The organism is Nonlabens sp., from assembly GCF_051251825.1.
Classification (GTDB): domain Bacteria; phylum Bacteroidota; class Bacteroidia; order Flavobacteriales; family Flavobacteriaceae; genus Nonlabens.
Map to the genome: position 1 here is coordinate 229104 of NZ_JBPOGG010000003.1, position 23615 is coordinate 252718.

Here is a 23615-nt window from a genome sequence, read left to right on the forward strand (position 1 = left end):
GGATGTTTTTATAGAAATTAGGCTCAAAGATAATCAAGCAAATTTTACACAAATGAAATTATTAGGAATAGGTTCAAGAATTAATCATGCAAACTATGGTTTTGGCGTAGTGACTAACGTTACTGCAAAACATTATTGGGTCACTTTTCAAAAAGATGGTTTAGAAACTATAGATATAGACGAAGAAATGGAAGTTATAGAAGCGTGCGAAGATGACGTGGATACCATAAGTTTTTATGAAGTAGAAAAAAGCCTCAAGGAAATTCTACAGCGCTACTCAGACGTTACGCAAATCGTTCCCATTGCAGAGAAGTATAAGAATGGAACCTTAGTTTTAAAACCAGCAGACCCTAATCTGTCTGAAAAAGAAATTCCTATCAATACCTTTTGGCATAAAATAGTCATGCTTCGTGATCGACTGCGTGTCATGGAACAAAAAATTAATAGCTCAGACCTTGATGACCAGACTAAGGTTGACTTACAGCAGTACATCACCAGAATTTATGGAAGCCTGACTACTTTTAATGTACTTTTTGCAAGTAAAGACCAACAGTTTAAAGGAAGCGGCAAGTAGTTCTTCTCATACGAATTTATTGATCTAACGGTACCGAGCATTGAGGCTCTCGAAATGCGATTTATATCAAGTAGGCAGTCTTTTAGTCCTCAGTTTTTAAGTTGAGCATGCCTAAGTAAGGTTGCCTTTTTACTAGAACTCTTACCCTTTAAGGATTGGGAAAAGATTTCATTTCAATAGTAATTCACGATTCTAAACTCACATTCACAGGTGCGGACTTAAGTCCGCACCTAAGAATAAAATAGTTTAAACCAAAAAATCCAGCTCTACAAAGAGCTGGATTTTTTAAATATGGACTGCAGACTGTGGACTAAAAGACTGATTACTAAAACCAGACTGCCTACTATCGTTTTTAAGCGAAGCGCATAAAACGAACCTGCCTACTGCCTACTAGTTCTTAGGGAACTTCTTCTTATAATCCTCAATAGCTTGTTGAACGATTTCCATAGCTTTTTTACGACCTTGGAATTCTTCAACTTCTACCGTTTTCTTTTCTAGTTTTTTATAATCTTGGAAGAAATTACGCATCTCTTTTTTCCAGTATTCTGGTAACTCGCTTACATCGTTAACGTGAGCTACAGACATATCGTTTGCAGCAACAGCGATAATTTTATCATCCATCTCTCCACCATCCAGCATTTGCATCACACCTATCACTTTACACTCTACCAGACACATAGGGACAATCTCGATTTGAGATAATACCAGTATATCTAGTGGATCATTATCATCACAATAGGTTTGTGGTATAAATCCATAATTAGTAGGGTAGTACATTGATGAATAGATCACACGATCAAGTAATAACATTCCAGACTCTTTGTCCAGCTCATACTTTGCTCTTGTGTTTTTTGGGATTTCTATAATTCCCATTACTTTCTCCGGCGCATCGTCGCCATAACTTACATCATGCCATGGATGTTGTCTCATAATTCCTTTTTTTACAGGGCTGCAAAAATAGTGTGGTTTACGCTTTCGCGAAAGCAAAAACCTATTAACTTATTGCTAAATTCCCTACTATATCGTTTTCAGTCACTCATTTAAATGTTTTAATGCATTAAAGCGATGTTAAATAGCACTTTTAAGGAAGGAAATGCGATTCTTCACGACTATCTTTAACCTATGATGCAAGAAAGAGCTGGTTATAAATTTGAATTTTTCAATCCTGAGGACGTAGATCCATTTGATAAACTATTTGGGATTTTTAAGGAACTGATTACACACACATCGGGAGATTTTGATGAAGCGATTGACTGGTTGCGTGAGTTAGATAAGGAATATAAACTGACCACGCCAGACTATACCATTGAAGATTTTATCAATGACTTGCTGGAGCGCGGTTTTATCAAACAAGAAATAGATCCAGATGCTGGTGGCGACGGAACAGGAGATGATGAAAATCCATCGAGCTTTTCCATCACTGCCAAAACGGAGCAATTACTCCGTAAACACGCCCTGGAACAAATCTTCGGGAACATGCGTAAGGGAAATTCTGGGAATCATAAAACCGGCAAACTAGGTCAAGGAGACGAGCATAGTGGAGATTACAGACCGTATCGTTTTGGCGATGGACTAGATCGCATTTCTATGACTGAGAGTTTGCGTAATGCCCATATCAATCATGGGATGGATAATTTTAACCTGACTGAAGATGATTTAGTTGTCGAGGACACGCAGTTTAAAGCACAAATGTCCACGGTATTAATGATAGATATTTCGCATTCCATGATTTTATATGGAGAAGATCGTATCACACCTGCCAAAAAAGTAGCCATGGCGCTGGCAGAATTAATCACTACGCGTTACCCTAAGGATACACTGGATATTATCGTCTTCGGGAATGATGCATGGCCCATAAAAATAGCCGATTTGCCTTATCTCAAAGTAGGTCCATATCATACTAATACAGTGGCAGGATTGCAACTTGCGATGGATATTTTGCGTCGCAAGCGTAATACAAACAAGCAAATCTTTATGATCACAGACGGAAAACCGAGCTGTTTAAGATTAAAAGATGGACGATATTATAAAAACAGTAATGGACTCGATGAGCATATTGTAGAGAAATGCTACACCATGGCATCACAAGCAAGAAGATTACATATTCCTATTACGACATTTATGATTGCAAACGATCCGTATTTGCAACGATTTGTAGATGAGTTTACCGAGGCTAATCAGGGAAAAGCATTTTTCACAGGACTGCAAGGTCTAGGTGAAATGATTTTTACAGATTATGAAGCAAATAGGAAGAAACGGTTGAAATGATGAACTTGAACTCGAACTCGAACTTGAACTCGAAATTGAACATGTATAATATGGAAGAAAATCTTTCAAAAACAAAAACAAAAACAAAAACAAGCTTTTAAATGTGAATTCAGATTTTTTTGATACAAAAACAACTCAATGACTCACAAACTCACAGCTCACAGACTCACAAACTAATAACATGAACATAGAAAAAATAAACACTTTAGGCCAACTCAAAAAAGCAGGATGGAAATCCAAATCTATTAAAGATGAATTGAGAGATAACCTAATTGAAAATATTAAAAACGGAGTCGACTCTTTCACAGGAATTCATGGTTATGAAAATACGGTGATACCAGAGCTAGAAAGAGCCATTTTATCCAGACATAACATCAACCTTCTAGGATTGCGTGGTCAGGCAAAAACCCGACTTGCGAGATTAATGACTGGATTACTAGATGAATACATTCCTTATGTGACAGAAAGTGAAATCCATGATGATCCACTGGCACCACTATCAAGAACAGCTCGCGAACTTATCTCAGCACATGGAGATAAAACACCTATCTCATGGTTACATAGAGATGATCGATTTTATGAAAAACTCGCCACACCAGATGTTACCGTCGCAGATTTAATAGGAGACATCGATCCTATAAAAGCCGCAAATCTTAAACTTAGCTATGCAGACGATCGAGTGATTCATTATGGAATGATACCACGTGCTAATCGTTGCATATTTGTAATCAATGAATTGCCCGATTTACAAGCACGTATTCAAGTTGCCTTATTTAATATTTTACAAGAAGGCGATATTCAAATACGTGGCTTTAAGTTGAGGTTGGAACTTGATATGCAGTTTTTATTCACTGCAAATCCTGAAGATTATACCAATCGTGGTAGTATCGTGACACCATTAAAAGATCGTATAGGTTCACAAATCTTAACGCACTATCCTGAGACTATAGAAATTGCCAAAACTATTACCCAGCAAGAAGCACTTAAAGATGAACGTACAGCAAACACAGTTGCTGTTCCAGAACTTGCCAAAGACTTGTTAGAACAAATCAGCTTCTGCGCTCGTGATAGTGAATATGTAGATGAGAAAAGTGGAGTGAGTGCACGTATGAGTATTACGGCTTATGAAAATCTATTGAGTACCGCTGAGCGTCGCGCTTTAATGAATGGAGATGAGAAAACCACATTGCGTTTTTCTGATTTTACAGGAGTTATTCCTGCCATTACAGGTAAGATAGAATTGGTTTATGAAGGTGAGCAAGAAGGAGCAGCATTTGTAGCAAACGAGCTATTAGGTGATGCGACTAAAAAGTTGTTCCCAGAATATTTTCCAGAGATTAAGAAACTGGTCAAACCAGACGAAGAAACACCTTATGATATACTTGTAGAGTGGTTCTTTAATAATGATGGGCTGGAACTACTAGACGAGCTCAATGACGTAGATTATAAAGCACTGATTGATCAAGTAACACCATTAACAGATCTCGTTGAAAAGTATCAACCGGAGTTCCCTATGGAAGATCGTTATTTCCTAAAAGAATTTATCCTATGGTCACTCGTAGAATTTGATAAACTGAGTAAAAAACGATTTACTGAAGGTTATCAATTTAATGATTTATATAGTAGTTTTATAAAAGGGATTTAATCGGCATTTAACAGAGTGATTAATTCCTCGATAATCCCAGTAAACTCATTATTTTTCTCAGCTCTCCTTTTTGCTTTTTTGGCAATTTTGAGAGCTTTTTTATGGTCACCATTTTTTGCAAGTAAATGAGCATAAGTCTCTAGATTTGAGGTAAATTCTTCTAGCTCTATGGAACGCTGGATTAAAATTAAAGCACATTCTATGTCCTTAGGATCATTTAATTGCTGGTACACTTTCCAGGATATCGCATTTAATATATGTGCGTCATACCATGCGCTTTCTAGGTTTTTAACGCTTAATTTATTGTGAGCTCCTGCAACGATTTCAAACTTTGAAGGTTTACCACGATAAGCTAGCAAATCACTTTTTATGGTCATTTTATCATGTCGCTCAATCATTTTAACCATTTCGTCACGGCGCATGGTGCTACCTGTACGACCTAATAAGCGACCGTTTTTAAGGAAAAAATAAGCTGGAATAGAATTTACTTTAAGAATATCATCAGCAACATTAAGGTCAGTATCCATAAAATATACAGTCACATCTAGACTTTCATCTTTATCTATATCCTGCATGATTGGTTTCATGTAACGGCATGGACCACACCAGGACGCTGTGAAGTAAAGCACTTTAATTTGGTCATCTTCCAGCATTACAGTGTCTTCCATGGTTTCATCAGTGACCCAAATTTGAGCCATTGCAGGAATGGTTATAACAAGTGCAAAAAAGCTTAAAAGTATCTGTCGCATATCTGGTTCTTTGTAAGAATAGGAACTAATTTTATAGCACAATTATTGTGTGAGTGATGAGGTGTTATTACGCTTTCGCGAAAGCGATACAAATATAATCTCTACCCTTCACAAATAAATCACGTTATAGACCTACAATCGATGAATAATAGAAAAGAACAACTTGCGTCACTGGATCGTTTACTGACCATTATGGATGAATTGCGTGAAGGTTGCCCGTGGGATCGCAAGCAAACACTTGAGTCATTGCGTCATTTGACTATTGAAGAAACCTACGAGTTAGGCGATGCAATTCTCGATAATGATCGCGAAGAAATCCCTAAAGAGATAGGAGATTTATTATTACACATCGTTTTTTATTCTAAAATAGGATCTGAAACTGAGGAATGGGATATAGGCACGGTTGCAAACGGGATTTGTGATAAGCTCGTTTCTAGGCATCCGCATATTTATGGGGACGTTGAGGTAGCAAACGAGGAAGAAGTCAAGCAAAACTGGGAAGCACTCAAACTTAAAGAAGGAAAAAAGAGTGTTCTTGAAGGAGTTCCTAAATCATTGCCAGCACTCGTGAAAAGTTCACGTATTCAGGATAAAGTGGCTGGAGTAGGTTTTGACTGGGAAAAACCAGAACAGGTAAAAGAAAAACTTGAAGAAGAACTAGCAGAACTGCAAGTTGAGGTAGATAAAGGCGATAAAGACGCAATGGAAGCAGAGTTTGGCGATGTTTTATTTTCATTAGTCAATTATGGAAAACACCTAGGTGTAAATCCAGAAGATGCCCTAGAAAGAACTAATAAAAAATTCATCAAAAGATTTCAATACCTAGAATCCAAAGCCAAAGAAATAGGCAAACAGCTCAGCGATATGACACTGGCAGAGATGGATGTATATTGGGATGAAGCAAAAAAAGCCTCACTTTAAAGTGAGGCCTTTTTCTAATTTGTAACTCTAATATTATTTTGAAGTCACGTAAAATGCGTGAATGACTCCAGGAACAAAAAATAATAGGGTTAAGATTAAATTGATAATAAAATCTTTACCGATTCCTTTGTTCATAGCTACACCTACTGGTGGAAGAAAAATATTGAGTATAATGGTAAGAATTGACATTTGGTTAGGTTTTTAAATTCATACAAAAATAACAGAATCGTCAAGTGATTTTCTTAAAATTCTTCCAAATTATCTGTGTATCGTTATAATTTTAACATTTGTTGTAATTCTGAACTATTTGAGATAAAAAAAATGCACTTCGTTAAGAAGTGCATTTTTTTTGATTTGTATGATAACTGAGTCTTATAATAATAATCTAATAAGCTTGATTCCTTTGAGCGGTTATATAAAACGCATGAAGTACTCCCGGTATATAAAATGCCAAACAACATAAAAGGTTAATAGCAAAATCGTTTCCTATTCCTCTTCTCATAAGAATAGCAACTGGTGGCGCAAATATGTTTAATAAAATTGTAGATGTCTTCATGGCTGTTTATTTCTTTTTCCTACAAATTTAGAGATGCTTTATCTTAACTTATGTTAATATTTTACAAATAATAAGTCAATTAGTTAATGCGTTGTATTTATTGGTTCAATAACAGTTTTTTGTGGAATTGTTTAACTTTGGTAAGAAGAATTATCCCTTCAAATATGCAGAAAAATCAATATTTAGATGGATTCGTTGAGTTATTCTAAAAAAAATAAAAGTAAATTATATATATGTCGTTAGTAGCAAACATTAAAAAATGGGATATATGGAACGACAAAAGGTATTTTCTACTGAAGGACAAAAGAAGTAAACCTGTTATTGGATCTCCATTACTAACTGCATTAATGGCAATTGTAGTTGTATTCTACTTTTGGCACGACATGGATATAACTAAGATGGTACTTGTTTATGTAGGTATAAACGCGTTATTCACCATTTATGATAAAATGACTTATGAGGAGCCATATAATATCGAGGAATTTATAGTTCAAATTGATGATGAGAATGAAAAATATAAATGGTGGCAAATTTTAATGAGGTTTACATCACCTGCTATTATCTTATTTATGGCGGTTTATTTTTATTATTTGACCTATGAGCGATGGTTAAATGATGAGATAGGCAGTTATGAAATATGGATATATATTATTCCTGTTATCGTTTTCATAATAAGTTTGCTTGCTCCTTCAAGACCTATTAGATTAATATATTTTCAAGGTGGATTTTTAAAATTCACACATCAATCGATTACTTTTTATGAACGTATCGATCGTTTTCAAGAGATAAGAATCAGTAATGAAATGATCAGTATGAAATCCACTACAGGAAAAGTAGATCGACTTTTTGGTTATGATTGGACAGATTCTCAAATGGAACAATTCAAAGCTTTTATAAACAAAAAAGCACCTCAAATAGAAGTGCTTATTTTAGAATAAAATGAAAGATTTAAATTCCAGTAAAAGTAGCTGGCGTGATGGCTTTCATTTCTGTTTTAAGAGCATCGCTTACATCAAGTCCATCGATAAATCTTGAAATACTGTCGCCTGTGATTTTCTCATTTGTTCTAGTAAGTTCTTTCAGTGCTTCATAAGGATTAGGATATGCTTCACGTCTTAAGATAGTCTGAATAGCCTCGGCCACAACAGCCCAATTGTTTTCAAGGTCTTGAGCAATTTTTGCCTCATTTAATAAAAGCTTACTCAATCCTTTCATAGTTGCTTTAATCGCAATGATCGTATGTGCAAATGGAACTCCTACATTTCTTAGAACAGTAGAATCTGTTAAGTCACGTTGCAATCTAGAGATAGGCAACTTTGCAGATAGGTGTTCAAAAATTGCGTTTGCAATCCCTAAGTTTCCTTCACTGTTTTCAAAGTCTATAGGATTTACTTTGTGTGGCATAGCACTAGATCCTATTTCTCCTTTTTTAATTTTTTGCTTGAAATAATCCATGGAAATGTACGTCCATATATCTCTATCTAGATCTATAAGAATGGTATTGATACGTTTTAACACATCAAATAATGATGCCATGTGATCATAGTGCTCGATTTGCGTCGTCGGGAAACTGTGCGTTAAACCTAGTCTGCTTTCCACAAAATCTTCACCGAAGTTTCTCCAGTCTATTTGAGGAAACGCCACGTGATGTGCATTATAATTACCCGTTGCTCCACCAAATTTTGCTGCGTGCTGCACTTGATCCAGCATGTTTAATTGCTCATCGATACGCACCGCAAACACATAAAACTCTTTTCCTAAACGAGTAGGAGATGCTGGTTGTCCATGAGTACGCGCCAGCATAGGGATATTTGCCCAGTCTGCAGATAGTTTTTCAAGGTTTTCCTTAAGTGATTCAATCTCTGGACGGTAGATTTCTTCTACAGCGTCTTTAATAGATAATGGTATTGCCGTGTTATTGATATCTTGAGAAGTCAGTCCAAAGTGGATGAATTCTTTATGTGCTTGCAAACCTAGTTTATCAAATTCTTCTTTAATAAAATATTCTACAGCTTTTACGTCGTGATTTGTAACTTTCTCGATGTCTTTAATCTTCTGAGCGTGCTCATCATTAAAGTTGCGGTAAAGGCTTCTTAATTGTTCTTGAGTTTCTTCAGGAAAAGGTTGGAGTTGTTTGATTCCGCTTTCGCTTAAAGCGATAAAATACTCAATCTCAACCAGTACACGATAACGTATCAATGCAGATTCTGAGAAGAATGGAGCGAGTGTATCGACTTTTGAACGGTAACGACCGTCTATAGGAGAAATAGCTTGTAAAGCACTAGGCATAATTATGTCTTTAAAGCGCGCTAAATTACGATTTTAAAAGCTGATTAGCTTAAAATTTGCTGTCTAATTTAGCAATGATGCGACGAGCGCTAGACTTAAAACCGTTTCCGTAATCTTCATCTAGTTTTTGGGAAAGTATAGGTTGCAGCTCTGGATAAATCCAGTCAAATTCTTTTCCAAATTCAAAAAGGGAATACACGGCATAAGCCATGTTTGCTGTTTTATCAGTAGAAATAAATTCTTCAAAACAGCCTTCTACCATGCTTTCTCTCATAGAAGTGGTGAGGAGTTTTTGAACAGTAGATGGTTTTTTGCTGTAATATTTTTTAGAGAGTATGGATGACATTTTTAATAAGGAACGCATTCCAGATGAATTGATATTCAGTTCATGCAACGCGCAAATTTCTTCCAGAAAAGGATAACAAGATTCCTCGTGCAGTAGAAAGGATTGCTCGAGACTCCAGCAAGCTTGATGAGAAACACCACTTTCTGGGCGGCATAACTCGATAAGCTCAGGTAGTAATTGATACTCAACGGTAGCAACGCCTAGTCGTACTCTTTCGGCTTTATAAGCTTTGAGGTTTTTAAGGTCTGATTTGAGTTGGGTTAAGTTCAAACTACTTTATGGCTTCTTTAAAAATAGGATATTCTGTTAAGTGATGTGGGAATTTAGTTAATGACGATATTCCATAAATCGCATCTTCATTACCACAGGCGATGTCTAGGATTTGTCTAGCCTTTATAGTTGTAACATCTTTATCTCTAGTAGACCATACGGGTTTTTCAATAGTGTGGTCGTTGCGTGAGAATTCTTTGTATGCTGTTTCACTAATTAAACTAGATCCATTGCATAGTGAATCTTTATCATCACTGTTAGTTAAAAATATGTATCTAGTTTGTGTCATATCACTGGCATTTTCTTGTATGCCATTTGATATAACTACCGTCCACATGTATGGTTCTGTGGTTATCGTTTTTTCTGATATCTCACTTTTTGGTTTGCAAGAAATGAAACTTAATATTACTATAAAAATGATAAGAGGTTTCATGTTTTATGATTTTTATAAAGCTAAGAAATAAAATTTATTCAAATCCCAACAAATCCGCCACCTTTTGAACACCAGTACTCGCGTTCTCTGCATATACTTTTAATCTTCCATGACTTTCTAGCGATGGATGTGGATCTACAAAGTAAATAGGGCAGTGCTGTGGTGCATAGTCTTTTAAACCAGCTGCTGGATAAACTTGAAGTGATGTTCCTACTATGAGTAACACGTCTGCTTTTGCGGTGATTTCTATGGCTTGATCCATCGCTGGAACTTCCTCGCCAAACCATACAATATGTGGTCGCAACTGTGAACCGGCATCACATAAATCGCCTAAATGGATATCATCTTCCCAGTGTTTCTGGTCGTTATAGTTTTTACTACTACGTACTTTGCGCAACTCACCGTGTAGATGTATCACGTTTGATGAGCCAGCGCGCTCGTGTAAATCATCTACATTTTGAGTGATGACATGAACGTTAAAATTGCGTTCTAGACCAGCGATACAGTGATGAGCAGCGTTAGGTTCAACTTCTTTTAATTGTGCTCTACGCAAGTTATAAAAGTTGAGCACTAACTCTGGATTTGCGGCAAAACCTTGTGGTGAAGCAACTTCCATCACATCATGTCCTTCCCATAAACCACCAGAATCTCTGAAAGTTGAAATACCGCTTTCTGCACTTACTCCAGCGCCAGTTAATACTACTAAGTTTTTCATGTTAGAAATTTAAAGCTTTTTAGCTTCTATCACAATAGATTTCCCCATAGAACTAGTGAAGAATAAGTAATCAGTCTCGTGTTCTTTGAGTTGGTATTTCTGTCTTAGTTGGTGTACGCTTTCGCGAAAGTTTCTCGTCACAACACCTCGATGACTCTTGCCGTAGGAACGTTTAATATCTTTGGGCTTGTAGGCTTTAATGTCTTCGATACGAAATATTCTTCCCGGAAAATCGATGCGTTCATCGCTCGTGAAAAGATGTGCGTCATGGTCTATTTTTGAAATACCATATTGCTCACATATAAATCCAAAACCTTGTGATTTCATTACAGCAGCGTTAGGTTCATAGAGATAGGTGAGTGGTTCACTGAGCTTTACATCACTTGACTTATTCCATTTAAATGCAAGTTCTGGTTGCTCGGTTTCTAGATTGATACAATTAATAGTGACTTTGCTAGCTTCTTTTTCTAGAATCCACAATAGTTCTTTTACTTCGTTTTTTACAGCAACTACATGAATGGCGCTCACATTTGTAAGCTGTTTTAATCCTGCAGTAATATCCAGCATGGGCGATGTTTTTATCATCACACGATGGGACTTTTCTAGTAATACATCGAGATTTTTAATCACATTAGGCTCATAATCTTCCAGCAGTACCGCTTTATTACTGGCTGCCGTTTTACGACTGGGATCTAGGTAGATAAGGTCAAAATGCTGGTCTGTGCTATTCAAGAATTCCATGCCGTCGCCACAATAACTTATTGTGGATAGTTCTTGAGCTTTAAAAGATTGAGCAGCGAGCTGTTGTAAATCGGGATTTAATTCTATGTGTGTGGTTGTTGAGTACGCTTTCGCGAAAGCGGATACATCAATACCGAATCCACCAGTCAAATCCACCATGTTTTTACCAGGATACATACTAGCTTTATGTTGAGCAGTAATCCAAGAACTGGTTTGCTCTAAATTGATTTTGGGCGGGAAAACGATGTTTTTGTTTTCAAAAAGCTCAGGAAATTTTAAACGCGATTTTTGAAAGCCTATAAGTTGTTGTGTTAATTCTTGCGCAGTGATATCTTGAAAAGGATGCGATTTCATTAAAAATGAGGCCGCATTTTCATGAATATGCTCCATGAGGTAATCGCGCACAGCTTGCTGTAACAGCAGTAAATTCATCTATAAATTGCGTGTGAGTTTCTGGACGATTTTATACTCGCTTAAAAACTCTTTGGAAATTACTTTAATTGCCGTGTAAGTAGGAATGGCAAGCACCAGCCCAAATATTCCAAACAGCAATCCTGCAATTAAAATAATAATAAAAATCTCTAACGGATGCGATTTTACACTAGCTCCAAAAATGAGCGGTTGATTCACAAAATTATCAATGAGTTGAACGATAGAATAACCTATGGCAACTATGATCAATTTAGGTAAAATGATATCTGTAAAATCTGCTTGAAGGTTATCGCTTATTACAAAACCCATCATTAAAAAGGCACCTATTGCTGGTCCTAAATAAGGTACGAGGTTCAATAATGCACAGAAAAAAGCAATGAGTATAGCGTTTTCAACACCTACTATTAAAAGGATAATACTATAAAGAACAAATAAAATAAAAACTTGAAATACTAAACCGATGAAATAACGAGAAAGTAATTTTTTAATTTTATTAAATGCTCTAAGAAACTGACCTTCAGTACCTTTTTTAGAGAAGACGAGAACGCCTTCTACGAGTAATCTACTGTCCTTGAGGAGAAAGAAGGCTATGAATACTATTGAAAATACTCCAATTAATATATTACCTAAAGTTCCAAAAATCCCATTCACAAATTGAGGGATCAACTCCATACTGAAATTCTGTACATATTCAAGTTCTTGAACACGTTCATAAAGATTGATTCTCTCTATGCCTAAAAATTCACTGATTTGCGTATTTAAAACTTCAATATTTCCTTTTACCTCTTCAATCTCTATTTTACCTAGATTCTCACTTTGCTCAAGTACAATAGGAATGATCATATAAGTAACACCAGTGAGTACTATCAACAACAATACTATTGTAATAATTACTGCGAGTGTGTTGTGAAATTTTAATCGATCTCTCAAGAAAAGAACTATAGGTCTTCCTATTAATGAGATAACAGCTGCAATGCCTACGTAAAGGATTACAGATTGAATTTGCCATAAAAACCAGAGCAACACAAAAACACCACCTATAATAAGTAGGGCTCTTAATATTCCATATGCGATGGACTTAGAATTTAGTTCTGAATTAGTCATTAATTAGTTCGTAAAAACGTATTTGATAATATTTGCTCCCATGTCAAGTGCTTTCTTGCGCACTGCTGGTGGATCATTATGTACTTCTGGACTTTCCCAGCCGTCACCTAAATCTGCTTCAAAGGTAAATAATAAGACCAGTCTTCCTTCATGAAAAATACCAAGTGCTTGAGGTCTTTCTCCATCGTGCTCATGTATTTTAGGCAATCCTTGCGGGAATTGAGCAAAATTGTTGAATATCTCATGATTTGCAGGTAATTCTATGAGTTCTTTATCTGGAAATAGTTTGATTAATTCCTTTTCTAGATATGGACGCATACCATAATTATCATCTATATGTAGAAAACCACCACTAAGCATATAGTTCTTGAGGTTTTCCATATCATCTTCACTGAAAACTACGTTTCCATGGCCAGTCATGTGTACAAAAGGATATTGAAATATATCAACACTATTTGCCTCTACAGTTGCGATGTCTTCATTAAGCGTGGTTCCTATTTCTTCATTGCAGTAAGTGACCAGATTAGGTAATGCAGTGGGATTTGAATACCAGTCGCCACCGCCATTATATTTTAAAACGGCGATTTCTTGTGCGGTCATCAGGTATCCAAAACAAAAAAATATAAAAAGAAGCTGCTTCATAAAATCAAATATCACACAAACTTAGTAAGTCTAGTTCTACTATTAACAATTAATTGTTACTTAATGTTTAAATAAATATTAAAAAGTTACGTTAAATTATATATATTTCAGTCCCCTTAAATCAATAATCATGCAAATCAACAACACTCTAAGAAAGGTCATTCCTATATGTTCCATGTTACTAGCCCTAGGAACAGTTGCCTTTCAAACTTCAGAGTATTCTTCTAAGAAAGAGAAAGAGCAGGAAACTGAAAAAATTGAAATTCAAAAAGTCAAGAGTGATCATCAAGTTATAGATCTAAAAAAGTCATAGAGATAAACGCAATCGGTTTTTATCTCTTCTAACTATTCAACATATTTAAAACTGCCACGGTGTAAATCCCAGCGGTTTCTGTACGCAATCTAGTATTTCCTAAGCTTACTGGAGTGAAATTATTTTCAATAGCTAGATTTATTTCTTTATTTGAAAAATCACCTTCTGGCCCTATAAGAATCACTGCTGATTCTTGAGGATTTACTACATCTTTAAGATGTCTTTTATCTAATTCCTCGCAGTGAGCGATGCATTTAGTTGCTGCTATATCCAGTCCTATAAAGTCATTAAAAGTCATCAAATCATCTAGTTGCGGTTTGTGAAACTGTAAAGATTGTTTCATGGCGCTCACTATTATTCTGTCAAATCGTTCCAAATTTATTTTTTTACGCTCGCTGTGATCGCATATAATAGGAGTGATGCGTGTGATTCCCATTTCAGTAGCTTTTTCAAGAAATAGCTCCATGCGATCATTCATCTTTGTGGGCGCTATGGCTATGTGAAGTTGGTAGGGTAGTGGTGGATACGCTTTCGCGAAAGCGATATCTAAATCACATCTATTACTCGTCACATGATTGATAGTTCCTGTATAAAGATTTCCACGACCGTCAGTTAGTGAGATGGTATCTCCTATGTTCTTGCGTAGCACTTTAAAGACGTGCTTGCTTTCCTCACGATCAAGTGTGAAACTCGATGAGTCTTGTGTAAGTTGAGAATTGTAAAATAATTGCATTACATGTGAATTCTAGGTGCAGCTGTTACTTCTAGACCAGCAAAATCCTTTTCTAAATACTTGAAATATCCTGCGATTCCTATCATCGCTGCATTATCTGTAGTGTACTCAAATGGTGGAATAAATGTTTTCCAACCTTTTGCTTCCATGGATTTAAGATGTGCTCTTATTCCAGAGTTTGCACTCACGCCACCACCTATCGCCACTTGTTTTATACCAGTTTGTTTGACTGCTTTCTCAAGTTTTTTAAATAGTATTTTAATAAGTGTGTATTGTACACTAGCGCAAATGTCTTTTAGATTGTTTTCTATGAAATTTTCATCTTTTTTAGTTTCTCGTTGCAGGAAATAAAGCACGGCAGTTTTAAATCCGCTGAAACTGTAGTTGAGATCTGGAGCTTTAGGTACGGGAAATTCAAAGGCTCGTGGATTTCCCTGTTGAGCCAGTTTGTCCAATTGAGGTCCTGCAGGATAGCCTAATCCTAGCAGTTTTCCTGTTTTATCAAAAGCCTCACCTACGGCATCATCTTGAGTAGTACCTAACACTTTCATATCACTCGCGCTGTTTAATTGAACAATTTGAGTATGTCCACCACTTATAGTGAGCGCAAGAAAAGGAAATGTAGGTTTCGCCTGGCCATCATCTATAAAATGAGCGAGAATATGGCCGTGCATGTGATGTACGTCTATTAAAGGAATGTTTAAAGAAAGCGCCAGTGATTTTGCAAAACTGGAACCTACTAATAAACTTCCCATAAGTCCAGGACCTTTAGTAAAGGCAATGGCACTTAATTGATTTTTGGTGATATTTGCCTGGGCAAGTGCTTCATGAACAACCGGAATAATATTAGACTGATGAGCTCTAGAAGCTAGTTCTGGAACAACACCACCGTATTTTTCGTGGATTTTTTGATTTGCGATAAAGTTAGATAGTACACGATCATTTTCTAATACGGCACATGCGGTATCATCGCAGGAGGACTCAATTGCAAGAATGTAAGTATTTTGTGGACTCATTATGATACTAAGGCATAAAAATTGGTGACATTTGCAAAAGTAAATTATCTACCGCTATTAAAAGGATTTTAAAAATATTACTCAGGATACTGCTAGTACTGCTAGTACTATTTGTCATTCTAGTAATCGCATTTAGTTTTCCTTCTGTACAAACTAAAGCAGCACAGTGGACCACATCTTATCTTAACGATACCTATGATACTGATATCTCCATTGAAAAAATTCATGTAAGCTATTCAGGAAATGTGGTACTAGAAAATGCTCTTGCACTAGACCATAGGAAAGACACTGTTATTTATGTCAAAAATCTTGAAACTTCTATCCTTAGTTTTGGAGATTTAATTGATGGTCAACCCGATTTAGGTGATGTTGCTCTAGATGGATTATACCTGAATATACATAGATACAAAGAAGATGCTAGAGATAACTTGAGTTTGTTCATTGATAAATTTGGTAGTAGTGATTCTAGCAGTTCTGCGCCGTTTATACTTGAAGCTGACGAGCTAGATGTGACTAATTCTCGCATCATGGTTTATGATGAGACGTTAAAGTATCCTGAATCCTTCAATGCTAGGAATCTTAATATGGTTGCTAGTGATTTTAAGATTGATGGATCAGTCATTACAGCAGATATTGAAAAATCTGACTTCTTAATGCATACTGGTGTTATGAAAGAGGAAAATGGAGTGGTGGATTTAATCGTCAAAAATTTATCGACTCAATTTAAATATTCACCTACTCAAATTCATGCGGCAAATCTGGAAATAGAAACTGCTGGTTCTATGTTAAATGGAGATTTAAAATTGAATTATGAGATTAAGGATTTTGCTGATTTTACTAATAAAGTAAATTGGGATTTTCAAATCGATGAATCTTCCATCGCGACTAACGAGTTAAGATTGTTTTACAATGAACTCGTGAAAAATGAAACCGTAGATTTAAGCGGTCACATGACTGGGAATCTCAATGATTTCAGGGTTGAAAATATGAATGCCACAGCTTTAAGTGATATCGCTATTGATGGTGATATGCATTTTGTAAATGTGGTAGATAATCTTGATGACTTCTTTATAGAAGGAACATTTAATAAACTGCGAGTAAGTAATAAAGACCTCAAGACCTTTTTACCTAATGTGCTTAATGCTTTACCAGGAGAGATAAATGCGTTAGGAACCATAAATGCCAGTGGTTATGCATCAGTAAATGCAAATACAGTGGTCTCTAGATTGAAAGGTACAACTCGTAAAGGAGCATTTGACACTAACCTAGTACTTACTGAAATTCAAAGCGCTCGACCTGGTTATAAAGGTAAAATCATTGTAGAAAATCTTGATATAGGTTCGCTTCTAGGTGTTGCCTCATTAGGAAAAACAACACTCAATTTAAATGTCAACGGTCGAGGTTTTAATCCTGAAGATTTAAATACAAACATTAACGGTGGCGTAATCAATATAGAGTTCAACGGTTATACTTATCGCAATATAAAAATCGACGGAACACTTAAAAAGCCTTTGTTTGACGGTAAATTATCTATTAATGACCCTAACATTAAACTGACCTTTAATGGACTAGCAGACTTATCTAAGCAAATCAATAAATACGACTTTAAAGCAAGTATAGAATATGCAGATTTAAATGCAATCAATATTTTTAAAAGAGATTCTACGGCTATTCTTAAGGGTGATGTGCAAATGGCCATGCAAGGAACTAACATAAATGATGCTTATGGTTTTATAGAGTTTAAAGACGCTAGCTATAAGAATGATAATAATGAATACGTCTTTGAAGATTTTAAAGTCGTTTCTTCTTCTGATAATGAGGTTCGCAAAATCACCATTAACAGTAAAGACATCATAGAAGGTGAGTTGTCAGGTGTTTTTAAAGTAGAAGAAATACCTGAGCTGTTTAAAAACGCAATTGGGAATGTTTACACTAATTATCGCTCAAATACGGTTACAAAAGATCAATATTTAGATTATGAATTTCAAATCTATGATAAGATTGTAGATCTTGTTTTTCCTGATATCGCTCTAGGCGAAAACACAACTCTTAAAGGCCAGGTTGCTTCAAACGAAGCTCAATTTAAAATGACCTTTAGGACACCAGAAATTAAATTATTTGATGATATTAAGTTAGATAAAGTAAATGTTCAAATAGATAATCAAAACCCATTATTCAACACTTTTATTAAAATTGATAATGTAAAGAATGGTGTGTATGATGTGAATGATTTTAAACTTATTAATATAACAAATAGGGATACTTTATTTTTCAGGACTGAGTTTAAAAGTGAACAACGAGAAAGTGATAAATATAACTTGAGTTTTTACCATACGGTAAATGACAGCAGTCAGTCTGTGGTGGGAATAAGAAAAAGTGATGTAAGATTTCAAGGAAAAAAATGGTTTTTAAATAATGATGATAAAAAAGTACAACTCACTTTTAATCATGATTTCAAGAAATTCAGTTTAGACACCTTAGTAATTAAGCATGCTCAAGAATCCATAACTCTTGCAGGAGATATAAGCGGTAAGGATAATAAAGATTTACACCTGGATTTTAAAGATGTTCGTATTTCTAGTTTAACATCGCCCATAGATAGTCTTAAAATGCGAGGACTCATTAATGGTTCCCTTGAATTGAGTCAAAAAGACGGGAATTATGCACCTACCAGTGATTTCACCGTATCAGATTTTGAAGTAAATGATACACCGCTTGGAGATTTTGAAATGATCATTGCTGGTAATGAGAACCTCACTAAGTATAAAGTAAATGCTCAATTAAAGGACGACATTAAAAGAACCTTATGGGCAAACGGAACTGTTAACACCTCTGGAGAGCAGTCGAGAATAAATGTTGATGTGAATTTCAATGATTTCAATCTTGTTGCTTTGAGTCCGCTGGGTGGAGAAGTCATAGATAATATAAGAGGATTTGCGACAGGTGAAATAGGTTTAACAGGATTACTTGTAGAACCCAACTTGAGTGGTGGATTACGATTGAAAGATGGTGGTTTAAACATTCCATATCTGAATACTGATTTTGACTTTGAACAAAATAGCGAGATTACCATTGCCACAGATCTATTTGATTTCAATACCATTGAACTCACAGATACTAAATATGGCACTAAAGGAAACCTTTCTGGAGTCATTAAACATAAGAACTTTGGATTTTGGGAACTGGATCTTAATCTAGATTCAAATCGATTACTCGTTTTGGATACAGAGTTGACAAATGAGTCCTTGTACTATGGAACGGCTTTCATAGATGGTAAAGCAAGAATTTCTGGACCTACAGATGAGTTGTTCATAGATGTTAACGCAACCACTGGTGAGGATACAATATTTAAAGTACCACTTAATGATGCAGAAAGTATAGGAGACAATTCAGTGATTTACTTTTTAAGTCCTGAAGAGAAAGCTGCACGTTTATCTGGAGAGAATATTGAAATTGAGAATATCTCAGGACTTGAGTTACGATTTAACTTAAAAGTTACTCCAGCCGCTGAGGTAGAAATTACCGTTGATCAAGAAAACGGAAGTTATTTAAGAGGTCGTGGAGCTGGTAATTTGTTACTTGAAATAAATACCTTGGGTAAGTTCAACATGTATGGAGATTTCATCGCTTATGAAGGAATTTATAACTTTAAATATGCAGGAATAGTAAATAAGGAATTTACCATTCAACCAGGAGGAACCGTGGACTGGAATGGTAGCCCGACTGAGGCAAGCATAGATGTAGGAGCAACTTATCAAACACAAGCAAATCCGGCAATATTGTTAGATAACCCTAATATTAATTCCCAAATACCTGTTGAAGTTGTTACTTCACTACAAGGTAAACTGTCTTATTTTGATCCTGAATTTGAGATTAATTTCCCTAATGCAAACTCTGTAGTAACCTCAGAGTTACAATATCGATTAGAGGATAAAGCGCAGCGTTATTTGCAAGCCATGTCACTGATAACTACTGGAACCTTTTATAATCCTAACAGTATAGGTCAAAATGCTGTGACAGGAAATCTAGTAGAGAGTCTTTCTGGTCTAGTAAATGATATCGTAGGAAACAGTGATGGTGATATTCAATTTGGAATAGACTATGATGCTTCTGAACGTAATCCTAATAGTGATTTACAACGCTCAGACCGATTTGGTGTTACAGTAAGTACCCAAATTACAGATCGTGTTTTAATCAATGGGAAACTAGGAGTTCCTGTGGGAAGCACCAGCGCAACAGAACGAGCAGTTATAGGTAATGTTCAAATAGAGTTTTTACTTAATGAAGATGGCTCGCTAAGGCTTAAGATATTTAATCGTGAAGATAATTTACAGCAAATAGGGCAAGAAGGATATGCTCAAGGAGTAGGACTTTCTTGGTCTGTTGACTTTGATACTATTAAAGAATTATATCAAAAGGTTTTCAAGAAAAAAATGGAGATAGAAACTAAGGTGGAGAAAAAAGCCGAAACTGAAGAACTCAATAAAGGACCAGTAAGCTTTTAGGTAATTTCGTTAATATAAATAATAAGAGTTTTTAATTCCTACTTATAAAAATCTACTACAATTATCTCAATACTAATTTCTCAATCATCTCACTACCTAGATAATCGTTAAGGTTCTTTAAAATTTTAGTTCTCCCATAAAGCAATTCTTCTCTCAATACAGAAGAAGAAAGACTTATAAAAAGTGTGGTACCACTATATTTTACTTGAGTAGTATAAGCCATAATTCCAGCGCCCATAACTTCTTTCCATGCGTTATCTACATCCACACGAGCAAAACCTTTTTGCAGTTTGTTTTGAGCTTTAAAATCATTTAAAGCCTCGCTCATGTTTAGGAAATCGTCCTTTTTATTCTTGCGCATTCTCGTGAGCTTTATAAATGTATTCTGTTCCGTTTTCATGTAATAAAACTAGTGTGCTTTCATTACATTTTTTTAAGGTTTGCTGGTGTCTACCTTCACCATCTTTAAATGTTAAAACGACCTTACCATCTACTGTTTCCCATGTAAATGGAACTGGACTACCATAATTAACAAACTGACCATCATAAGTAGGGCTTACTCTATTTTTCACACCCATAGAACCTTCTATTTCAAAATGATCCATGTGATTAGAAAACGGAAATTCTCGTTCAGTCCCATCGGGTAACGTAACCGTTTCTATATTCCAGTAACCTTCCATGGAATTCACCATTTCAGTAGCATTATTGCTGCATGAAGTGATGGTGATAAATGCTATTAATAGAATGAGTTTTCTCATAACTTAAATATTTTATACGATTGATGTATCTCTTTAACAACTTGCTCGGTACGATCGGGATGCGTATCACTTATAAATAACTGACCAAATTGCTCATCATTTACCATATTAATGATTTGAGAAACTCGATTTTCGTCTAGCTTATCAAATATATCATCGAGCAATAAAATAGGAACCGTACCGCTTTGTTCCTTTATAAATTCAAACTGCGCTAATTTAAGAGCGGTGAGATAGCTTTTTTGTTGCCCTTGACTTCCATATTTTTTAATCGCATGATCGTCCAGTAAAAAGTACAGATCGTCTTTATGAGTTCCAGCACTGCTATACTGCAATTGCATATCTTTTTGTAGAGCATTTTCAAACACTTCTTTAGCAGGCGTATCGTTTAAATCAGACTTATAATAAATGTTTACATCTTCTTCACTTTGAGATATGTAAGCATAATATTTTTTAAAAATAGGAGTGAAGACTTTAAGAAAATCTACACGAGTTTTATGAATAAAGGTTGCGAGTATCACGAGTTGCTCATCATACACTTCAAGTCCAGCTCTATCAAAAGTACGATTTGCCTGGAAGTATTTTAACAACGCATTGCGCTGTTGAATCAGCTTATTATATGTGACTAGTTTGTTGAGATATTGCTGGTTATCTAGCGATATAACGCTGTCCATAAAACGCCGACGAGTATCACTACCTTCAATAATTAAATCACGATCTGCAGGAGAAATTATTACCAGCGGTATGAGCCCTATATGTTCACTTAGTTTTTCATAAGCTTTACCATTACGTTTAATGACGCGTTTATTACCACGTTTTGCACTTACGACTACTTTCTCGCTATTTTCATTTTTGGTAAAATTTCCATTTATTACAAAAAAGTCTTCATCGTGCTTGATATTTTGCACCGTGATAGGATTAAAGTAACTTTTTGCAAAGGCAAGGTGATAAATCGCATCCAGAACATTGGTTTTTCCTACACCATTGTTCCCGACAAAGCAATTTATCTTCTCATCCAGCTCAAATTCCGCTGTAGAGAAACTTTTATAATTTACTAAGCTCAAAAAATTCAGGTGCATAGATTTACTTTAATGTTTTGTATAGCAGTTAGTTGTGGTTATTTCGCTTTCGCGAAAGCGAGATAAAGACACCTCTTTTTCACTCTTCACAAAGGTATGGTTTGAAACTAAGAAGAATAAAGCTTTAAACACATTTTTAATTATGGATAAATATTATATTTTTGCGCGTTCAATAAAGAAACTATGGCAACCTATAATAAACGAGGATACAAACCTAAAACGAAAAAAGAGAAAGAAGAAGTAGAAGAGATTCTAGATTCTGAATCAACTACCGCTGAGGTGTTTAGCTCACTAGATGAAGGAGCAAATAAAACAGAGGAATGGGTAAGTAGAAATCAAAACACCATTCTATATATCATAGGTGGACTTGCTGTTATCGCTTTACTGTGGTGGGCTTACACTCAATTTATCTTAGGTCCTAAGTCTGAAGAGGCTGTGGCAGAGATGACACAATCAAACATTTATTATAACGAGGCAATCACTGCAACAGGTGAAGCGCAAGATTCATTATACACTCTTGCACTTGAAGGTGGAGAAGGAAAATTTGGTTTATTAAAAATCATAGATGAATATTCTGGAACTGATGCTGCAAACCTTGCAAACTATCAAGCTGGAATGGCTTACCTAAATCTAGGTGGAACAAATTACCAGAAAGCAATCGATCACTTAACAGCTTATAAAGGTGGTGACTCTGTACTTGAGTCTATTTCACTTGCTGGAATAGGTGATGCTCTTGTTCAAGTAAATCAAACTGGTGATGCAGTTTCTTATTACATGCAAGCTGCTGAAACTAATCCTAACGATTTTACTTCTCCTAAGTATTTATTAAAAGCGGCAAACGCTGCTCTTGCAAGTGGAGATAAATCTACAGCTGTAAAAGCTCTAGAAACTATCGAATCTAAATATGCAGATGCTGATGAAGCTAAAACTGCGATGGTTCTTTTAGGTCAAGCACAGGCTGCAGGAAACTAATTCTATGGCGACACAAGGAAAAGACTTATCACATTACGATAAAAACGATATTCCCGATGCTGCAGCGATGCGCATCGGGATTGTTGTTTCTGAATGGAATGATGATATTACAGAAAACCTTTTTAAAGGTGCTCTAGACACTTTAAAAGATTGTGGTGTAGCAACTGCAAATATTCATAGAATGAACGTTCCTGGATCATTTGAATTGATCTATGGATGTAGAACTATGCAATTGAGAAACTATCCAGTGGCAAGTAGAAGAACTAAAAAACCACTTGATGCTATTATTGCTATAGGTAATGTAATACGTGGTGAGACAGCTCATTTTGACTTTGTATGTCAAGGAGTAACTCAAGGAATAAAAGATCTTAACATTAACAAGACTCGCATACCTGTAATCTTTTGTGTCTTAACAGATGATACTCATGCACAGTCTGTAGCTCGTAGTGGAGGAATCCATGGTAATAAAGGAGCTGAGGCGGCAATAGCAGCAATAAAAATGGCCGCTATTAAAAATAGCGACCACTAGATATATTCCTATATTTTAAGAACTTACT

General features: G+C 35.6%; 25 protein-coding genes. 9 read left to right on the forward strand and 16 right to left on the reverse strand.

Annotated elements, in window-relative coordinates; genetic code table 11:
- Positions 1-52: 52 nt before the first annotated feature.
- Positions 53-574 carry a hypothetical protein gene (locus ACSHWW_RS06040; protein WP_435681524.1) on the forward strand — a complete coding sequence of 174 codons (522 nt, stop codon included), beginning with the start codon at positions 53-55 and terminating at the stop codon, positions 572-574.
- 390 nt (positions 575-964) lie between these two features.
- On the opposite strand, the gene ACSHWW_RS06045 is transcribed toward ACSHWW_RS06040, so the two are convergent.
- Positions 965-1504 carry an inorganic diphosphatase gene (locus tag ACSHWW_RS06045; protein WP_435681525.1) on the reverse strand — a complete coding sequence of 180 codons (540 nt, stop codon included), beginning with the start codon at positions 1502-1504 and terminating at the stop codon, positions 965-967.
- 192 nt (positions 1505-1696) lie between these two features.
- Here ACSHWW_RS06045 and ACSHWW_RS06050 point away from each other — a divergent pair, with 192 nt between their 5' ends.
- Both ACSHWW_RS06050 and ACSHWW_RS06055 read left to right on the forward strand, forming a co-directional pair.
- On the forward strand, positions 1697-2842 hold the full coding sequence (locus ACSHWW_RS06050; RefSeq protein ID WP_435681526.1) for a vWA domain-containing protein: 1146 nt from the start codon (positions 1697-1699) through the stop codon (positions 2840-2842).
- 181 nt (positions 2843-3023) lie between these two features.
- A complete protein-coding gene (locus tag ACSHWW_RS06055; RefSeq protein ID WP_435681527.1) occupies positions 3024-4487 on the forward strand; it encodes a magnesium chelatase in 1464 nt (487 codons plus the stop codon).
- Here ACSHWW_RS06055 and ACSHWW_RS06060 read toward each other — a convergent pair.
- Entirely contained in the window at positions 4484-5236 is a 753-nt protein-coding gene (locus ACSHWW_RS06060; RefSeq protein WP_435681528.1) for a thioredoxin family protein, read from the reverse strand. The two genes, ACSHWW_RS06055 and ACSHWW_RS06060, sit on opposite strands and share 4 nt — an antisense overlap.
- 141 nt (positions 5237-5377) lie before the next feature.
- Between ACSHWW_RS06060 and mazG the strand changes: the two genes are divergently transcribed.
- The gene (gene mazG, locus ACSHWW_RS06065) at positions 5378-6157 is read left to right on the forward strand and encodes a nucleoside triphosphate pyrophosphohydrolase (RefSeq protein WP_435681529.1); all 780 of its coding nucleotides are present in this window, start codon (positions 5378-5380) and stop codon (positions 6155-6157) included.
- Positions 6158-6190: 33 nt separating this feature from the next.
- Here mazG and ACSHWW_RS06070 read toward each other — a convergent pair whose 3' ends face one another.
- A complete protein-coding gene (locus tag ACSHWW_RS06070) occupies positions 6191-6346 on the reverse strand; it encodes a YqaE/Pmp3 family membrane protein (RefSeq protein ID WP_435681530.1) in 156 nt (51 codons plus the stop codon).
- 196 nt (positions 6347-6542) lie between these two features.
- Positions 6543-6713: a YqaE/Pmp3 family membrane protein gene (locus ACSHWW_RS06075; protein WP_435681531.1), complete on the reverse strand. Its 171-nt coding sequence runs from the start codon at positions 6711-6713 to the stop codon at positions 6543-6545.
- A 233-nt stretch (positions 6714-6946) separates the two neighbouring features.
- Between ACSHWW_RS06075 and ACSHWW_RS06080 the strand changes: the two genes are divergently transcribed.
- Positions 6947-7651, forward strand: a complete 705-nt coding sequence (locus tag ACSHWW_RS06080; RefSeq protein ID WP_435681532.1) for a hypothetical protein — start codon at positions 6947-6949, stop codon at positions 7649-7651.
- A 10-nt stretch (positions 7652-7661) separates the two neighbouring features.
- Here the strand turns inward: ACSHWW_RS06080 and purB are convergent, their stop codons facing one another.
- Genes purB through ACSHWW_RS06115 form a run of 7 tightly spaced genes read right to left on the reverse strand, consistent with a single transcriptional unit; the run spans position 7662 to position 13685 of the window.
- Positions 7662-9002 (reverse strand): adenylosuccinate lyase, encoded by a 1341-nt coding sequence (gene purB / locus ACSHWW_RS06085; protein ID WP_435681533.1) that lies wholly within the window; start codon positions 9000-9002, stop codon positions 7662-7664.
- 49 nt (positions 9003-9051) lie between these two features.
- Positions 9052-9618 carry an adenylosuccinate lyase gene (locus ACSHWW_RS06090; protein ID WP_435681534.1) on the reverse strand — a complete coding sequence of 189 codons (567 nt, stop codon included), beginning with the start codon at positions 9616-9618 and terminating at the stop codon, positions 9052-9054.
- A 1-nt stretch (position 9619) separates the two neighbouring features.
- Positions 9620-10051: a hypothetical protein gene (locus ACSHWW_RS06095; RefSeq protein ID WP_435681535.1), complete on the reverse strand. Its 432-nt coding sequence runs from the start codon at positions 10049-10051 to the stop codon at positions 9620-9622.
- Between the two features lie 34 nt (positions 10052-10085).
- Positions 10086-10766, reverse strand: a complete 681-nt coding sequence (locus ACSHWW_RS06100; protein WP_435681536.1) for an SIR2 family NAD-dependent protein deacylase — start codon at positions 10764-10766, stop codon at positions 10086-10088.
- Between the two features lie 9 nt (positions 10767-10775).
- Complete coding sequence (locus ACSHWW_RS06105) at positions 10776-11939, reverse strand: THUMP-like domain-containing protein (RefSeq protein WP_435681537.1); 1164 nt, start codon at positions 11937-11939, stop codon at positions 10776-10778.
- Positions 11940-13043, reverse strand: coding sequence for an AI-2E family transporter (locus tag ACSHWW_RS06110; RefSeq protein ID WP_435681538.1), 1104 nt, complete (start codon positions 13041-13043; stop codon positions 11940-11942). It abuts the gene before it with no gap.
- 3 nt (positions 13044-13046) lie between these two features.
- Complete coding sequence (locus tag ACSHWW_RS06115; RefSeq protein ID WP_435681539.1) at positions 13047-13685, reverse strand: DUF4159 domain-containing protein; 639 nt, start codon at positions 13683-13685, stop codon at positions 13047-13049.
- Between the two features lie 130 nt (positions 13686-13815).
- Here ACSHWW_RS06115 and ACSHWW_RS06120 point away from each other — a divergent pair, with 130 nt between their 5' ends.
- Entirely contained in the window at positions 13816-13998 is a 183-nt protein-coding gene (locus ACSHWW_RS06120) for a hypothetical protein (protein WP_435681540.1), read from the forward strand.
- 28 nt (positions 13999-14026) lie between these two features.
- On the opposite strand, the gene ACSHWW_RS06125 is transcribed toward ACSHWW_RS06120, so the two are convergent.
- Both ACSHWW_RS06125 and tsaD read right to left on the reverse strand, forming a co-directional pair.
- Positions 14027-14731 carry a 16S rRNA (uracil(1498)-N(3))-methyltransferase gene (locus ACSHWW_RS06125; RefSeq protein ID WP_435681541.1) on the reverse strand — a complete coding sequence of 235 codons (705 nt, stop codon included), beginning with the start codon at positions 14729-14731 and terminating at the stop codon, positions 14027-14029.
- Positions 14731-15747 carry a tRNA (adenosine(37)-N6)-threonylcarbamoyltransferase complex transferase subunit TsaD gene (tsaD, locus tag ACSHWW_RS06130; RefSeq protein ID WP_435681542.1) on the reverse strand — a complete coding sequence of 339 codons (1017 nt, stop codon included), beginning with the start codon at positions 15745-15747 and terminating at the stop codon, positions 14731-14733. The genes ACSHWW_RS06125 and tsaD overlap by 1 nt, the downstream gene beginning before the upstream one ends.
- 245 nt (positions 15748-15992) lie before the next feature.
- Between tsaD and ACSHWW_RS06135 the strand changes: the two genes are divergently transcribed.
- Positions 15993-20252: a translocation/assembly module TamB domain-containing protein gene (locus ACSHWW_RS06135; RefSeq protein WP_435681543.1), complete on the forward strand. Its 4260-nt coding sequence runs from the start codon at positions 15993-15995 to the stop codon at positions 20250-20252.
- 61 nt (positions 20253-20313) lie between these two features.
- Here ACSHWW_RS06135 and ACSHWW_RS06140 read toward each other — a convergent pair whose 3' ends face one another.
- Genes ACSHWW_RS06140 through recF form a run of 3 tightly spaced genes read right to left on the reverse strand, consistent with a single transcriptional unit; the run spans position 20314 to position 22086 of the window.
- Positions 20314-20613 (reverse strand): DUF721 domain-containing protein, encoded by a 300-nt coding sequence (locus ACSHWW_RS06140; RefSeq protein ID WP_435681544.1) that lies wholly within the window; start codon positions 20611-20613, stop codon positions 20314-20316.
- A complete protein-coding gene (locus ACSHWW_RS06145) occupies positions 20600-21010 on the reverse strand; it encodes a lipocalin family protein (protein ID WP_435681545.1) in 411 nt (136 codons plus the stop codon). The genes ACSHWW_RS06140 and ACSHWW_RS06145 overlap by 14 nt, the downstream gene beginning before the upstream one ends.
- Positions 21007-22086: a DNA replication/repair protein RecF gene (gene recF, locus ACSHWW_RS06150; protein WP_435681546.1), complete on the reverse strand. Its 1080-nt coding sequence runs from the start codon at positions 22084-22086 to the stop codon at positions 21007-21009. Before recF ends, ACSHWW_RS06145 begins: the two co-directional genes overlap by 4 nt.
- Positions 22087-22269: 183 nt before the next feature.
- Between recF and ACSHWW_RS06155 the strand changes: the two genes are divergently transcribed.
- Positions 22270-23058 (forward strand): tetratricopeptide repeat protein, encoded by a 789-nt coding sequence (locus tag ACSHWW_RS06155; protein WP_435681547.1) that lies wholly within the window; start codon positions 22270-22272, stop codon positions 23056-23058.
- Positions 23059-23062: 4 nt separating this feature from the next.
- Positions 23063-23587, forward strand: coding sequence for a 6,7-dimethyl-8-ribityllumazine synthase (gene ribH / locus ACSHWW_RS06160; RefSeq protein WP_435681548.1), 525 nt, complete (start codon positions 23063-23065; stop codon positions 23585-23587).
- Positions 23588-23615: the final 28 nt, after the last annotated feature.